The organism is Acinetobacter sp. M5A5_2a (assembly GCF_053345265.1).
In genome coordinates, this window is record NZ_JBKEZV010000004.1 from 150,416 (window position 1) to 165,416 (window position 15,001).

General features: G+C 41.5%; 13 protein-coding genes. 11 read left to right on the top strand and 2 right to left on the bottom strand.

The window, feature by feature from the left end; translation table 11 throughout:
* Nucleotides 1-20 precede the first annotated feature (20 nt).
* The gene (locus ACLBWE_RS07500) at nt 21-965 is read right to left on the bottom strand and encodes a dihydrodipicolinate synthase family protein (RefSeq protein WP_005042407.1); all 945 of its coding nucleotides are present in this window, start codon (nt 963-965) and stop codon (nt 21-23) included.
* Between the two features lie 185 nt (nt 966-1,150).
* Between ACLBWE_RS07500 and ACLBWE_RS07505 the strand changes: the two genes are divergently transcribed.
* The 9 genes from ACLBWE_RS07505 (at nt 1,151) to ACLBWE_RS07545 (ending at nt 11,615) form a co-directional block, all read left to right on the top strand.
* Nucleotides 1,151-2,041: a LysR family transcriptional regulator gene (locus tag ACLBWE_RS07505; RefSeq protein WP_447602042.1), complete on the top strand. Its 891-nt coding sequence runs from the start codon at nt 1,151-1,153 to the stop codon at nt 2,039-2,041.
* 136 nt (nt 2,042-2,177) lie between these two features.
* The gene (locus tag ACLBWE_RS07510; protein ID WP_416041589.1) at nt 2,178-2,699 is read left to right on the top strand and encodes a sigma-70 family RNA polymerase sigma factor; all 522 of its coding nucleotides are present in this window, start codon (nt 2,178-2,180) and stop codon (nt 2,697-2,699) included.
* Entirely contained in the window at nt 2,700-3,716 is a 1,017-nt protein-coding gene (locus ACLBWE_RS07515) for a FecR family protein (RefSeq protein WP_447602044.1), read from the top strand.
* A gap of 139 nt (nt 3,717-3,855) precedes the next feature.
* Nucleotides 3,856-7,026 (top strand): TonB-dependent receptor domain-containing protein, encoded by a 3,171-nt coding sequence (locus tag ACLBWE_RS07520; RefSeq protein WP_447602046.1) that lies wholly within the window; start codon nt 3,856-3,858, stop codon nt 7,024-7,026.
* A 192-nt stretch (nt 7,027-7,218) separates the two neighbouring features.
* Nucleotides 7,219-8,010 carry a Slam-dependent surface lipoprotein gene (locus tag ACLBWE_RS07525; RefSeq protein WP_447602048.1) on the top strand — a complete coding sequence of 264 codons (792 nt, stop codon included), beginning with the start codon at nt 7,219-7,221 and terminating at the stop codon, nt 8,008-8,010.
* 79 nt (nt 8,011-8,089) lie between these two features.
* A complete protein-coding gene (locus ACLBWE_RS07530; protein WP_447602050.1) occupies nt 8,090-9,580 on the top strand; it encodes a surface lipoprotein assembly modifier in 1,491 nt (496 codons plus the stop codon).
* Nucleotides 9,581-9,590: 10 nt separating this feature from the next.
* A complete protein-coding gene (locus tag ACLBWE_RS07535) occupies nt 9,591-10,514 on the top strand; it encodes an energy transducer TonB (protein ID WP_447602052.1) in 924 nt (307 codons plus the stop codon).
* A gap of 32 nt (nt 10,515-10,546) precedes the next feature.
* Nucleotides 10,547-11,146, top strand: coding sequence for a biliverdin-producing heme oxygenase (locus tag ACLBWE_RS07540; protein ID WP_447602054.1), 600 nt, complete (start codon nt 10,547-10,549; stop codon nt 11,144-11,146).
* A 28-nt stretch (nt 11,147-11,174) separates the two neighbouring features.
* Nucleotides 11,175-11,615, top strand: coding sequence for a YbaN family protein (locus ACLBWE_RS07545; RefSeq protein ID WP_447602056.1), 441 nt, complete (start codon nt 11,175-11,177; stop codon nt 11,613-11,615).
* A 4-nt stretch (nt 11,616-11,619) separates the two neighbouring features.
* Here ACLBWE_RS07545 and ACLBWE_RS07550 read toward each other — a convergent pair whose 3' ends face one another.
* Nucleotides 11,620-11,895: a hypothetical protein gene (locus ACLBWE_RS07550; protein ID WP_198496337.1), complete on the bottom strand. Its 276-nt coding sequence runs from the start codon at nt 11,893-11,895 to the stop codon at nt 11,620-11,622.
* A 321-nt stretch (nt 11,896-12,216) separates the two neighbouring features.
* Between ACLBWE_RS07550 and ACLBWE_RS07555 the strand changes: the two genes are divergently transcribed.
* Entirely contained in the window at nt 12,217-12,924 is a 708-nt protein-coding gene (locus tag ACLBWE_RS07555) for a YoaK family protein (protein ID WP_447602059.1), read from the top strand.
* A gap of 149 nt (nt 12,925-13,073) precedes the next feature.
* The gene (locus ACLBWE_RS07560) at nt 13,074-14,987 is read left to right on the top strand and encodes an esterase/lipase family protein (protein ID WP_447602061.1); all 1,914 of its coding nucleotides are present in this window, start codon (nt 13,074-13,076) and stop codon (nt 14,985-14,987) included.
* Nucleotides 14,988-15,001 lie beyond the last annotated feature (14 nt).

The window sequence follows — 15,001 nt, forward strand, 5'->3', positions numbered from 1 at the left end:
CATGCTAGCCCGAATAGAATTTAAGCAACGGCTTGGGTTAAATCGACCTTGCCAATTCCGGCTTGACGCATCGCATCATGAATTTCTTGCTCAGCACCATCTGCGAGTGGAAGCAATGGCGAACGCACAGTGGCATGGTCCAAAATTCCGCGAGCAACCAATGCATGTTTAAGTGCTACCGTGCCTTCCATGTGTGAACCACGGTGATAGACATTGCGAGTCACGGGTAAAAGTTGGTCGTGAAGTGCACGAGCTTTGGCGTAATCTTTGGCTTTACCTGCTTTAATCATTTCAATTAAAAGTTCAGGGGCAATGTTGCCATAACCAACCAAAGCGCCGTCTACATCAAACATGGTGTGAAGCAAATATTCATCGTGGCACGTCAAAATCTGTAAGTCTGGGCGTTCGCGGCGAATAATTGGAATTTCGACATCCCAACGGCGCATGTTACGTACACCATTTTTCATGGCAAACACACCCGGCTGTGCAGAAATATCGAGTAGGGTGTCTAGGTCGTAAGTGGCCTTAGTCGCATCTGGATATTGGAATAAAATAGATGGTAAACCACTTTCTTCGTAAATTGCTTTATAGCGGTCTTGTGGTGCGCCTTTTTGATAGCCAAAACGCAACCAGCCATGTGAAGGGTAAATCAAACCTGCTGAAGCACCTGCGCTCACTGCACGTTTTGCTTCTTCTGCTGCAACCGAAGTACCTTCGAGCGTAATCCCTGCAATTACCGGAATTTTGTCATCTACCGATTTAACAAAGCTTTCGATGACCTGCATTTGTTCTTTTTGCGACAAGAATGTTCCTTCACCTGCATGCCCAAGAACAACCAAGCCTTTCACACCATCAATACTGCCTAACCATGAACCTAAACGTTGAATTGCATCATGGTCTACTTGTCCGTCACGGGTAAAAGGAGTCACAGGTGCTGGGGTTAATCCACGTAAATCTAAACTCATAATCGTACTTCCTATACAGTGTAATTAAATATTCTCTGGTTCTTAATCTGATTTAAATCGTGTTGTAGAGAACATGATTGGAGTATAGAAATAGGTGAGCTATGTAGGAATTACCAATTCTTGAATTTCAGTTATACTGAAAATGTATAGCTCAAAAGTGCTAGTTTACGATTTAGGAAGAATCGATGAATTATGATTTATGGAAAATATTTTTAGACGCGGTGGAACTCGGTAGCTTAAGCAAAGTCGCCATGTTGCATAACACCAACCAACCGCAAATCAGTCGGCAAATGAACGAGCTTGAAGCCCAATGCGGTGGTCGTTTATTTAACCGAACTGGACGCGGCGTCGAACTCACCGATTTAGGTCAGCATTTACTTCCTAAAATTCGTTCATGGCTGAACGTGACCGACCAACTTAATAATGAAATTTTGCACTCGACCGATACACCGATTGGTACGGTTCGCATTGCCAGTTTGCCGTCTACTGCACATCCGTTGTTATCGACTTTGTACAAAGTCCTTCAACAAAAATATCCCTTAATTAAACTGTCGGTGCGTGAAGGGCAAGGGGTACATTTAGAAAAATGGCTTGAAGATGGCAGCGTCGATTTAGCCATACTCTATCGGTTTAACCCGACGCCTAAGCACGGCGATGTTTATCTTTCCGAAGCCGATACCTACTTGGTCGGCTGTGAAGGAGACACGCTCACTCAGGCAAATGAAGTCGACTTTAAAGCAATAAATCAATTACCGCTGGTCACGTTTTGCAGACCAAGTAACTGGCGAAACTTTTTAGACCACATGGCTTATGAAAATGGGATAGAGCTGAATATTGTGTTTGAAGCTGACTCGATTAGTTTACAAACCCATTTGGTTTCCGAATCTGGCATTTACACCATGCTTGGGCCACAGGCTTTAAAAAAGGCCAGCCAATACACCTCAATTCAAGCAGCAAAAATTATAAGTCCCGAGCTAAAGCGCTATATTTCTTTGTCTATTTCTAAGCATGGTTATTTAACGCCTGCTTGTAAGGCAGTGATGGAAGAAATTAAAAATCTGGCTCATTTACTTTAAGAGAAGTGCAGCAAAACGAGCGGGCAATTAATTCAATTTATTAAACAGTGATTTAAGTTTTACTTGAATTATTGCTTGACTTGTTTAAATGATAATTATTATCATTTGTAAGTTCCTTGTTTTGAGTCCAATTGCTGTGAACAAAACTTCTTTGCTTGTAGATCAGTTATATAGAAGTCACCAAAGCTGGCTTCACCAATGGTTGAGACAAAAATTAGGTAATACTGAACAGGCCGCAGATCTGGTTCAGGACACATTTATTAAACTGCTACAAACCCGAGACGAGCTATTTGGCATTAAGGAACCGCGTGCCTATTTAACGTCGATTGCTAAAAACCTGCTGATTGACCAAGTGCGCCGTAAACGCATTGAACAGGCTTATTTAGATGGCTTGAGTCAAATGGAATATATGCTTGAAGCGGTGGCTTCACCCGAAGACCAAATGCAAATTATTCAAGCAATTAACCAGCTTTGCAAAGCACTCGAAGGGGTTTCTGAAAAAGCACAACAAGCTTTTATTTTGCATTATCTAGAAGGCTATACCCATAAAGAAATTGCCGAGCGTTTAAATGTGTCGACCAAAATGATTCAAAAATATTTGGCGAGCTGTTTAATTCAGTGCTACCAAAACCGACAAGACATGGATGCTTGCATTTAAATGGCCATGGATAAAAGCAAACATCACCAACTGGTTGAAGAAGCCGCGCATTGGATTGTTCAACTGAGTTCGGATGATGAAAGCTCACGAAAAACCGCCAAACAAAAATTTGAAGAGTGGAAAAAAACCAGTGAACAACACCGCCAAGTGGCTGCCGATATTGAGCAATGTATCGGTTCAATTCAAAAACTTTCCCAAACCAGTGGACATAAAAAAGTCACTAAAGTTGCCCTTAAGGCTGGCCTAAACTCAGGCAAAGCCTATAAACATTTACGTGCAGGGACAGCTTTTGCCGTCGTGTTTGTTGCCATGAGTGGGGCGTTATTTTATTTAACCGATACCACAGTGGCCTATGTTACTGCCGACATTCAAGGGCAATCAGGGCAGTGGACCACGCAAACCTTGCCAGACGGTTCACGTCTAATTTTACGGGGTAAAAGTGCGGTTAATCTTGATTTTAAATCCAACCAGCGAGTAGTTGAGTTGGTGCAAGGTCAAATTTATGTCGATGTTGCTAAAGATAAGACCAGACCGTTTTTGGTCAAAACCAGTCATGGACAAATTCAGGCACTCGGCACAGCTTTTAGTGTCAGTTATGACCCTTCGGCAACCGAACTCAAAATGGTCCACTCAAAGGTAAAAGTAGAAGCCACACAGGTTAAAACTACTCAATTGCATAGCACTCGTCAGGCCATTGTTGAAGCAGGGCAAGCCATTAAAATGGATAAAAATGGCGTACAAAAACTGCCTACACTGAATGTTTATAACGAACAACAAAAATGGCAAAAGCATCAGCTTATGGTAGAAAACCTGCCGCTGAATCAAGTGCTACAAGAGCTGGACCGCAATTACAAAGGCAAAATTATTTTTAATGATGCGGCGCTGCAACATGTACGGGTCAATGCTGTGTTGCCTCTAGACCAAACCACAGAATCGCTTAAGCTTTTGGCTACGGTTTTTCCAGACCTGAAAATTAAGCAAATCACGCCGTTTGTGGTCATGGTTTCTTTAAAATAATAAAAAATTAAATTTATTTTCAATTTTAGGTTCCACTTTTTTGAAAGTCGTTCGTCATAGTAAGTAGAAGCAATAAATATGGATCATTTTAATTTATTTTATTGAATGATTCTTATTACGATTTACTGGGGCGGGGCAAATGAAAAAAGTGGGAACGGGGCAAAAGCGGAATCGATCGATTTTTCGATTTTCTACACTGGCGTTTGCCATACATGCTGTGTCGATGGGTGGGCTTGTTGTGCTGCCCATGCAGCAGGCCTATGCACAAACAGCCGGAGTTAAAAGCTATAACATTCCTGCGGGCCGTCTTGCCAACGTACTCAATCAGTTTGCCGAACAATCGGGGACTTCAATTGCAATGGATGCCCAGCAACTTCAAGGGCTGCATAGTCTTGGCTTAAAAGGTAGCTTTGCCGTCGAGCAAGGTTTTGAGCAGCTTCTAAAGACAACTGAATTTAGCGCTGTAAAAGTTGGGCAGGGCTACACACTCAGCAAAAAATCTACGCCTCGGGCAACTTCTCAGGTTCAGGCCACTAGCCTGCCGCCAAGTGGTGTCGTAATTGAAGAAGATGCATCGGTACGACTCACGCCAATTGTGGTGTACGGCAAAGAAGACCGTGACACAGAAGGCTATAACAAAGTTTATGATGCAAACCGTTCTTCGGTCTATGCGGGCAAAGACTACGTTGAGCGTTTTAAAGGAACCAACCCAGCCGATGTTTTACAAGGTATGGTGGGAGTCTATAGCGGCGATGCCCGTAACAGTGGGGCACTCGACCCAAGTGTTCGTGGTGTGCAGGGCGTTGGCCGTGTGCCTTTAACCATTGATGGCACTGAACAGTCGATTGCGGTGTGGCGTGGCTACAACGGGGTAAACAACCGAAACTATATCGACCCCAATCTGATTGCGGGCATCGAAGTTATTAAAGGCCCATCTTTAGAGCGCAATACCACGACTTCTGTGGGTGGTGGTGTGGTGGTTAAAACGCTAGAGGCCGATGACATTGTTCGTCCGGGTAAATCTTTTGGTGCCGAGTTAAAAGTAGAAGGCTCAACCAATTCAATCGATCCGTCTTTGCCAGACATGAGTAAAGTGGGCCAAAATTACGATGACACAACGCCTTGGATCGACATGAACGGGGCCAAATATGACCCCGATATTTATAAAAAGAACCGGACCAGAAGTGACAATTCTAATTTTTCGGGTGATGACTTGGCGGGCCGACTGGCAATTGCCACCAAGCAAGATAAATTCGATTTATTGGCAGTTTATGCGGTAAGTGAGCGCGGCAACTATTTTTCGGGGACACATGGCGCGGGCTACTATAAACGAGCGACACCAGACAGTAGCCTCGATTTTATTCCTTACTTTGCCTATGCCTATCAACCGGGCGATGAAGTTCCCAATACCTCAAGTCATATGGAGTCGTGGTTATTAAAAGGGACCTATCGCCCAACCGATAGCCAGACTCTTAAACTGACTTACCGAGATACCAAAAATATTTTTGGTGAAATTATGCCGTCTCGTATTGTTTGGGGCATTACGCCTGACTTGGGTGTTCCGCAGTGGCCTTTAAGCAATATTCACTCTAAAGCCTATAGTCTCGAATATAAGTTTAAGCCTGAGAATAATCGTTGGATTGATTTCTATGCCAACATTTGGCAAACCGACACCGAAAGCCAGACATACACACGTGGTGGGTGGCCAACCACAATCGACTTTCGAGATAACACCATTATTAACACGGCGATAAGCCATTCTGACAATACGCGTAAAGGCATTACGGTCAGTAATAAAACCCGTTTGTTAGACCAGCTTGATTTGACGCTCGGTGGAAGTTTCTTAAAAGAAAAACTGACGTCTGACGATATATATGGCGAATTTGGCCCAAGTTATTCGCTCTATCAGGCACTGCCACGAGCAGGGCGCCGTGAGGAAAAAACGTTCGACTTTAACTTTAATTATAGACCGCTGTCTTGGTTAAGTTTTGATGCGGGCATGCGTTATCGCTCGTATTGGGCTGTTGATGACTTTTTAAATAAGTCTTTGCAGAGCGAGATTGACCCGAATTTAAATCCACTATTTACCAAAAAAGCGAAGCTTAAAGAATATACCTTTGAATATCAGACCATGCCTGAGAGTTACACCTCGACTCAGCAGCGTTTAATCAATGTTTTAAAACAGCGCTATGCCACAAAAAATCCTGATTGGGATGGGCAGCTCGACACTGTGCCTGCATCAGAGAGCACTTTGTATAACATGATCTGGTCACAGAAAAATACGCTGAGCTGGAAAGCTGATGCCAACGGGCAATTGTCGCTTGCCGATAACCCTTTAAACCAGCTCAATGCCTCTGGACAAAAGTACGTCGTAACTGGCGGTAATTTTATGTCGGTGGTAGACCAAGTTCCGGTTGAGTCTGCCGACAAAGTTAAAGATAGTGGCTGGGCACCACAGTTAGGCACCTCAATTCACCTCACGCCAAACAGCAGAATCTATGCACGCTATGCAGAGGAATATCGCTTACCAAGTTTGTTTGAAAGCACTGTCGGTTTTTCTGCCATGTTGCCATATCAAGCAATCAAACCTGAACATGCTTTTAACTACGAAGTGGGTTATGTCTATGACATGCGCGATTGGTTCAGCACAGCACGCAATGCCGATATTAAACTCGCCTATTACTACAACAAAACCAAAAATGTGATTGAGCGTGACCAGAACCTTATTTTCACCAATATGGATGAGCAAAAACTGTCAGGTCTAGAGTTACAAAGCCGTTTTGATAATGGCGGTTTCTTCACAGACTTGAGCGTGGCCTATAACTTAAAAAATGAAGTGTGTGACACCAATAGTGCAATTAACAAAATGATTTTAGGCGGCACAGTTCAAACCGAGCAGGGCCTTGTGTTCCGTGAACCGTATCAGCGCTGTGTTGATGACGGTTTCCCAAATGGCTACTTGGTGACCATGGCTACACCTGAACTCAGTTTTCACGGTTTGCTTGGCGCACGCTTTTTTGATGAAAAGTTAGAGCTCGGTGCGCGTGCAACATTCTATAAAGCTTACGAAAGTCCACTACGTAAAAACAATGATGCTAGCGTCAATAAAGGCTATTACCTCAATGTGCCTTTGGCTTGGGATGACACGTGGATTTTTGATGCCTATGCGCGTTATCAGGTCGATAACTACAACACGGTTGAATTTGTCGGCAGTAATCTTTCTAACCAGTTTTATATCGATCCTTTAACCCGTAGTGCCATGGCCGCACCCGGCCGAACGATGAAAATTAGTTGGACTACTAAATTTTAAACAGAATTTGATTCCCTCTACACATACATAAAAGGGGAGTCAGGTAACAGTAAATAATAAGATTGAATGATTATTATTTACAAAAAACCTGAGTAGGTTTGCAGCTGGACTTACTCAATAAACTAAAAATAGCGAAATCGTTATTTTAAATTAAACAATAACTTAGTTTTAAAAAAGATGGAGTAACAACAAATGAAAATCTCTCAATTGTTCTTGGGTCTTGTTGCTTGTTCAACTGCATTTGCTTATGCAGGTATTGATGGTATTTCAAGTAATGAAAGTAACATCAAAATCGGTGCTGCTGCCAATGCAAGCCATCCGGGTGGTGTGTCAGCGGTATCGGTTCAAGCTGCGGGTGCGCCATATAACGCTTTTACAGGTTTTAGTTCGTTAAAAGGTTTGGCTCAGGCTTTCGCTGCTCAGGGAACGAGCAACACCAATGTAACAGTTGGCAGCAAAACCTTTAATATTTCGCATATTCCAGTTTCTGCAATGCCACCTTCACACAGTGCATTAGGTAATTTTAACTTTGGTCAGGTGGGCACACAGGAAGTCTATTTTGGTGAATGGTGGAAAGCGGGCGACACGCCAGCAAGCGCGAGCCATACCGTTTACTATGCGGGTGATAACACCAATACCACTGTTCCAACTGCGGGTACTGCAACTTATACGGTTGCAGGCATTAACGGCTCTGCAAGCAATTTGTTAAGTGGTACGTTCACGGCAAATTATGGCGCGGGCACACTTGAAGGAACACTTACCGGAACAGGTACGGCTGTTTCATCATTAAGCCTAGATGGTGTGGCATTTAACCCGGGTACTGCTGCATTTGCAGGTTTGGCAACGGCTAACGGTACAGCTGGTGTCGACAACTCTGGTGTGGTTCAAGGTCAATTCTTTGGTGCAAATGCTTCGGCTTTAGCGGGTATTGCCCAGTTTGATAACGTGTCTTACAACACTGCATTTGGCGGTGCTAAAAATTAATGAATGCAAAAGGAATCTACACACGTAGGTTCCTTTTGTTTTTTGGGATTTTGCTTGGTTGCTTCAGGTTTATTGTTTTATGAAACGAACGCTTTTGTGCTGTCTGACTGTGTTGAGTTGTCCATTTTTATATGCCGACGAAGACACACAGCTTCGTCTCAATCAAAGTTTGGACCAAACGCTTTTACAAGAACAGCGCCAGTTTCACGAGCAGGGAACCATTCGTAGTACCGAGCAATTACCAAAACTTCAAATTAATGGACAAGAATATAGTGTTGAGCAAAACCCGAATGATCTTGCCAAGGCGCTATATCTGGCAGTCATGCAAAAACAGTGGCTCAAAGCCACAGTTTATTTAGAACATTATAAGAAATATGTTGGCTACGATCGGGCTTTAACCGACTTTGCCGAAGGGGCAGTTGCACGTTCTCAGGGTCAACTGAAATTGGCTGAACAAAAATTTCAAAGCAGCCTAAAACAACAACCTCATAATTTAATTTGTGAACTTGAGTTAGCGCGCGTGCTGTTTGAACAACAGAAAAATAAGGAAGCAGCACGCCTTTTTATTTCCATTCAAGACAAACTGAAACAAAGTGACCTTGCGGTAATCCCGTCTGGGGTTTTAACAACAGTGAATACTTTTGTTCAGGCATTAAAAAAACGAGACTCTTGGCAAGGCTCTGTTTCAGCGGGTTACACCTATGTCAGTAATTTAAATAGTTCCTCTGAACAGAGTAAAACATGGACGCTTTATGGCAGAGATAGTGACGGTAATATTATCCCAATTGAGCAAGTTACCCGTGGGACGCCTAAAGCTGAGTCGGCAACAGGTTTAGATTACGAAGCCAGTCTGATTAAACGCTATGCGATTAAGGGGCATCATGGCGTGGCTTTACGTGCGCTGGCATTTGGGCAGTCCTATAACGATCACGCGGCATTTAATGAATCTACCATTAACATTAATGCAGGCTACAGCTACTTTGACTTAAAAAATCAAATTGGGGTAAGTCCACTTTTTGAACATAAACGTTATGGCAATGATGGTCTTTACAATGCATGGGGTGCGCGTGCCGAGTGGATGCATTTTATCTCTGCAGATAAAGCCTTTAAGCTTGAAGCTGAAAGTAAAGATTTAAACTATCAGAAATATAAAACTCTGGATGGCGTAGAAAATTCAGCTTTTGCCACTTTCTGGAAGATTTTTCCAGATCAGTGGACTGTTTTTGGTGGTTTAGATGTAGTCGACCATTCGACCCAAGAAAAATATATGGCTGCCTACCAGCAGCAAGGTGTGCGGTTGGGCTTAAGCAAATCTTGGAGCACAGGATTTAATACCACTTTGCTGAGTTCTTATCGTTGGCGTCTGTTTGATAAATATGCAGAAACTTTCTTGGCACGCCGCCATGATTTTGAACAGAACTATACCTTTGTTGTGCAAATGCCGCGCTTTGAGTTTTATGGCATGACGCCTAATTTAACCTACCGTTATAACCATAATAAAAGTAATGTCGATTGGCTGTATTCCTACGATAAACACAACATTAGCCTCAAGCTTGAGCATCGTTTTTAGGGAATAAGCCATGAAATCAAAATCTTTATTCCCTACACATGAGCCAATGGACAAACTGCCTTTCACACAATGGCCGAAGCATTTTTATAAGTGCTTAACCGTAGCTGTTGTGATTGGTCTGCATGTGTTTGCTGTCTGGATGCTGAGCCATTTAATTGAACCCTATACTTTTGCGACATCACCAAAAGTAGATGCTTTAAAAGTAAGTTTTGTGTCGCTGGCACCTGCTAAAAAGCCATCACCTGACCAGACTGAAAGTAAGCCTATCGAAAAAAGTTTAGCGCCGAAATCTACGTTAAATAGTTCGGTATCCTCTATACCTGAAGAATCAAAAAACTCGCCTAAAAATGTTCAAACATTAGCGTCAAAAACTGCTTCTAAAGAGGTGGTGCAAAATAATTTAAGTGATAAACAGCAAGTACAACCAAAAACGACTTTAAACAATTCAACTTCGCTCCAACCATTGCAGCGTACAGAACGGCTAGCGGTTCATAACGATAAAAAACTGAGTTCGACAGACCTTGAACAACCGCAAACTGAGCATTTGCCACAAAACACCAATAGCGAAACTAAAAGTGGCGGCGTCAAAACACCCGCAATGCAGCAAGAATATTCCAAAGCACCGAGCACTCAAGTTGAACACGATGACGTTGTACAGGTGAGTAGTGTGGATGTGCTGAGTTTTGGTGGGCTTGACTACGATGACCGCGAGTTAAAACAACAAAATCGTTTGGTTGAGGTGCGTATTCGCATTAATGAAAAAGGGCAGCCGATTGACATTCAATTACGTCAAAGTTCGGGCATTGCCAGCCTTGATGAACGGGTCATGCAAGCTACACGTAAATCTAGATTTAAACCCCACAAAATTAACGGTCGCGCCGTGACCATTGTTGTGGATTTTCCAGTCCAACTCAAACTCAATCGGGGCCGTTAACCGATGAGTGCTATCCATTTTGCAGGAGAAAGATGATGAACTCATCTACAGAACAAATCATTAGTAACAGCTTGTCTTTACGTTTGAAACAAGAAACCGCTGCTGAACATGAACGTATGCATCAATTAATGTCACAAGCAAAGGTGTTTTCAAGTAAAGAAAAATACGCACAATTTACGTTGTCTCAATATTACTTTCAGCGCGAAATTGAACATCTTTTTGAAAAAGAGGGTGTGGCAGGACTGATTCCGGACCTCGATATTCGTGGTCGCTCAAAACAAGCACTTGCTGATTTAAATGATTTGGGTATTCAACCCAACGAACAGCAATTACACAGTGAAAACGTACAGCTACCCGAAGCTTTAGGCTGGATTTATGTGTCTGAAGGTTCAACCTTAGGGGCTGCATTTTTATTTAAAGAGGCCCAAAAACATTTAGGGTTTTCTGAAACGTTTGCTGCGCGTAATTTGGCTGCCTATCCCGAAGGGCGCGCTAAAGTCTGGAAGCGTTTTGTGCAAGCACTCGACGAAACAGGTTTCGACCAGACCCAACAAGATCGTGTTGTACAAGGTGCTTTAGATGCATTTGGATATTTTGGTCAGGCGCTTGATCAGCTCGATACATTGAAATAATAAAAAGTGGATAAAGGGAATACCCGATATGGACAAACTCAATCAAGTAAATGTAATCGTAAAGCATAAGCAGTCGTTAGGACCAGCTCAACCAGTCAGTAAGCTTGCTCGTTCTATTTGGGCGCGTTGGGTGTTTATTGGTTTGGCTTGGTCGTGTATTGCACTTGGCATATTGGGTATTTTTATTCCGGGTTTACCCACCGTTGATTTTATAATTTTGGCTGTTTTCTTTGCGGCTCGAGGCTCTGAAAAACTTCATCAATGGTTTCGAAATCATCGTTATATTGGTCCACTCATTTGCGAGTGGCAAGAACATCGGCTTATTCCTAAAAAGGCAAAATACATCTCGACAGTTAGTATGAGTCTGGCTGCGGGGCTTATGATTTGGACCATTCCACATCCGTGGTTTGTCTATCCGGCAATTTTATGTATGGCTGGGGTATTAATTTGGATGTGGTTAAAAAATTGAAGATTTAAGATTGACACTGTTGCATAGTACGTTTCATTGTTTTCACAAAATCACGTGGTACTTCGGGGCTTTGTAAACTTAAGCTTCCAAGTTTAAGCATCAGTTTAGGGGAATATTGACGTTCTAAACGATGATAAATACATGTACAACTTGCACGGCTATGACCTGCTGCCATACATTTTAAATAGAAATCACGTTGAGCATTATTTTTCTGACCTGCAAAGGCAATAGATGCAAATAATAATCCGCCTAGAAAAAATGAATAATTATAAAATGACATATATCTACTCGTGATTGTTTTTTTCATTATCCATATTTTGGCATAACTTTTTCAGGTTCAAAATCAGTTGATATCAACTTGCGGCTTCATCATAGTTAGAACTGTTTTAGAGGTCAAATTGATTTGAAGATGATCACTGTTTTATTGTCCTTAAAATAGACAATTTTGATTGTTGCTATTTTAAAGACAGTGTTACGACATTACACACCCTATTTTTTTACATCTTTTTTTGCTTTCATAAACCTTTAAGTATTATTCATTTTTAAATCATTTAGATACAACTTAATTGCTTTAAAACTTTAATTTAACAGGATATTTTATATGACAGACACCCCAATTAAAAAAGAAACAGAAAGTACATGGGCAATATGTCGAGATCCTGTTTTACTAACTATGGTTGGTGGGGCGATTGATACCATTGGCTTTATTGCGTTGTTTGGCTTTTTTACCGCTCATGTTACTGGAAACTTAGTGTTGGCAGGGGCGGCATGGGTTAAAGGAGGCGCGGGAATATGGATTAAGCTCGCCGCTATTCCGCTATTTATTTTGACTGTGGTCATTACAAAACTTTTAATTGACCGTAGTCAGATGAAGCACAAAACGCTGTCTTATTTATTCTTATTTGAAGCTATCTTTCTATCTGCTTTTATGATTGCAGGACTTTATTTTGAGCCATTTAAAAATCCGGATTCATTAACAGTTGCAGTGACAGGTGGGCTGGGTTTAATTGCTTTAGCTATTCGTAATACTTCAAGCAAAACGCTGATTAAAAATATTAGTCCAAGCACCATGATGACAGGTAACACCACGCAGCTCGGTATTGATATTGCTAACTTACTTAAAAATAATAATGCAGCCAATCGGGCAAGTTTACTTAAAAGTGCCAGTATTGTTGTGGGATTTGTGATTGGTGCCTTTTTAGGAGCGATTCTCTATGTCTATTTTGACTTCTGGAGTGTGGCGCCGTTTATTTTACCGATTTTTTATTTTTCTTATTTAGCTTCACAGCAAAAGTTCAACCAAGCTTGATTGAAATACATAACCATTGAGCCTGAATTACAGTGAGTTCAGGCTTTTTTTCGCAATAAAGGAAAACGGAGGCTGAGCTAAAATTGTTCGTTCATCGCTTTACAGGCATAATGACCTGATGGGGAATACATTCGATTAAGGAATGCAGAATGACAAAGTCTTACCATTATTCAATGATAACAATAATGGCTTTGCTCAGTGGCTGTCAGGTCATTAATTTAAAAGAAAGTAATTTAAGTAATGCTTTAAAAAGTAAGAATGAAAGTATTCTGACTGACGGCACCTTAAGCCATCAAACCCAAAACTTACTGTATTTGGTTAAAAAAGATGAAAAATCTTGTCTGCAAAATTTTGATGATTGTTTAAATAAAATTCAAAGCCTGTCTGAAAATAGCAGCCGAGAAGAACGCTATGCTGCGCTGAGTGAAATTTACTTAGCTAAGGCTTTAGATGTTGGGCGTGGCAGCCAGTGTAATGCTATCAATAAAAGTAAAAATTGCGTTGAGCAAGAGTTAGCTTTGTTCGATAAAAGCTTGCGCTATAGCTATGTGTATTTATTCGACTCTGAAGAGACTCCGTTTGATCGAGTGTTTGACCATCGCCAAAATCAGGTGCGTATTTTTTACAACGTTGCTTTGTCGAAGTTAATGACCACGTATTTTAATCATTTAAATACGCATCGTTTTCCACCTCTGCTGAAAGCAGATGGACATGAGTACCACGTCAATTTTGACCATGCCGTAGATGTACAAAAGATTGAGGTCGATACCTTTCGCTCTAGCTATAACATGAACTTTTCTGGTTTTAATACCGTTAACCGTAAGGATGGCTTAGGGGCAGAGTTTATTGTCGGGCGTAAAGAAAATGATGTAAATCATGGTTTCATTTTAGACCCCGATGCTTTTTATGCTCACCAGAATAATCCGAACATACATTTACCACGCTTCTTTCCCGTTACAGCCATTGCTTACCCTAAACAAAAAGCCACAGCAGATCAGGTGATTGCAGGGGCAGAGTTAGAAATTGCGATGTTCGATCCATATCGACAAAGCCGTGTAAAAGTTGAAGGTGTGGACTATCCACTTACCGCCAATTATTCGGCGCCTTATGGACTTTGGCTATCGAAATATAATTTAGGTGCAGCAGGCTATTGGTCTTTAATTAATAAAGAATCCAATTTAATCATGCCGCATTTATATATGCTGGAACCCTTTAACCCCAATAAAAAAATCATTGTGTTTGTTCATGGTTTGGCGAGTAGCCCAGAGGCTTGGGTGAGTCTAACCAATGACATTATGGGCGATGCCGAATTAAGGAATAATTATCAAGTTTGGCAGGTGTTTTATTCTACCAATATGCCCATTTTTGAAAGTCGTTTTCAGATTTATTCATTGCTGAATCAAGCTTTTCAAAACATTGCTAAAGACAGCTATGCTGCGCACGATGCAGTGTTGGTTGGGCATAGTATGGGCGGAGTGATTAGCCGTTTATTAGTAAGCGATGCTGATGTTTCCGATTTAGCCATGCAAAAAATGAATGAAGCACAGTTAAATCGTTTAAAAGAAAATCCAGTGATTAAAGAACGTTTTCAGTTCAAAGCGCTTCCATATTTTAAACGAGTTGTTTTTGTTTCGGCACCACATCATGGTACAGACTACGCTGACCGATGGTTTACCCAAATTGCCCGCCGTGTTATTCGTTTGCCCGCCGATTTCTTTATTGCAGTCGAAATGAGAGATGAGAAAAATACAAAACTCAGAAAAGGTTTAATTGAAAATGGAGCGAGTAATTTAAGTCGTTCTTCAAATTTTATGCAGCTTACGCAAGCCATTCAGCCATCGCCACAAGTGGTCTATCACTCGATTATGGGCAATATTAATGGGACGACTGATAAGTTAAAAAGCAGCGATGGGATTGTGCCTTATCAAAGTTCACATTTAGGTGGTGAGCAATCGGAACTAATTATTAAAGGTGGGCATTCTATTCAAACAACGCCAGAAGCAATTTTAGAATTACGCCGTATTTTAAGATTGCATTTAAAACAGTCACAGCCTTTAAAATAGAAAATTTTGTTTTT

What these genes read in the sequence shown, in the direction of transcription:
- ACLBWE_RS07555 (WP_447602059.1), top strand. Translation starts at nt 12,217, where the DNA reads ATGACAGACACCCCAATTAAAAAAGAAACAGAAAGTACATGGGCAATA.
- ACLBWE_RS07530 (WP_447602050.1), top strand. Translation starts at nt 8,090, where the DNA reads ATGAAACGAACGCTTTTGTGCTGTCTGACTGTGTTGAGTTGTCCATTT.
- ACLBWE_RS07535 (WP_447602052.1), top strand. Translation starts at nt 9,591, where the DNA reads ATGAAATCAAAATCTTTATTCCCTACACATGAGCCAATGGACAAACTG.
- ACLBWE_RS07500 (WP_005042407.1), bottom strand. Translation starts at nt 965, where the DNA reads ATGAGTTTAGATTTACGTGGATTAACCCCAGCACCTGTGACTCCTTTT.
- ACLBWE_RS07505 (WP_447602042.1), top strand. Translation starts at nt 1,151, where the DNA reads ATGAATTATGATTTATGGAAAATATTTTTAGACGCGGTGGAACTCGGT.
- ACLBWE_RS07550 (WP_198496337.1), bottom strand. Translation starts at nt 11,895, where the DNA reads ATGTCATTTTATAATTATTCATTTTTTCTAGGCGGATTATTATTTGCA.
- ACLBWE_RS07545 (WP_447602056.1), top strand. Translation starts at nt 11,175, where the DNA reads ATGGACAAACTCAATCAAGTAAATGTAATCGTAAAGCATAAGCAGTCG.
- ACLBWE_RS07560 (WP_447602061.1), top strand. Translation starts at nt 13,074, where the DNA reads ATGACAAAGTCTTACCATTATTCAATGATAACAATAATGGCTTTGCTC.
- ACLBWE_RS07515 (WP_447602044.1), top strand. Translation starts at nt 2,700, where the DNA reads ATGGCCATGGATAAAAGCAAACATCACCAACTGGTTGAAGAAGCCGCG.
- ACLBWE_RS07540 (WP_447602054.1), top strand. Translation starts at nt 10,547, where the DNA reads ATGATGAACTCATCTACAGAACAAATCATTAGTAACAGCTTGTCTTTA.
- ACLBWE_RS07520 (WP_447602046.1), top strand. Translation starts at nt 3,856, where the DNA reads ATGAAAAAAGTGGGAACGGGGCAAAAGCGGAATCGATCGATTTTTCGA.
- ACLBWE_RS07525 (WP_447602048.1), top strand. Translation starts at nt 7,219, where the DNA reads ATGAAAATCTCTCAATTGTTCTTGGGTCTTGTTGCTTGTTCAACTGCA.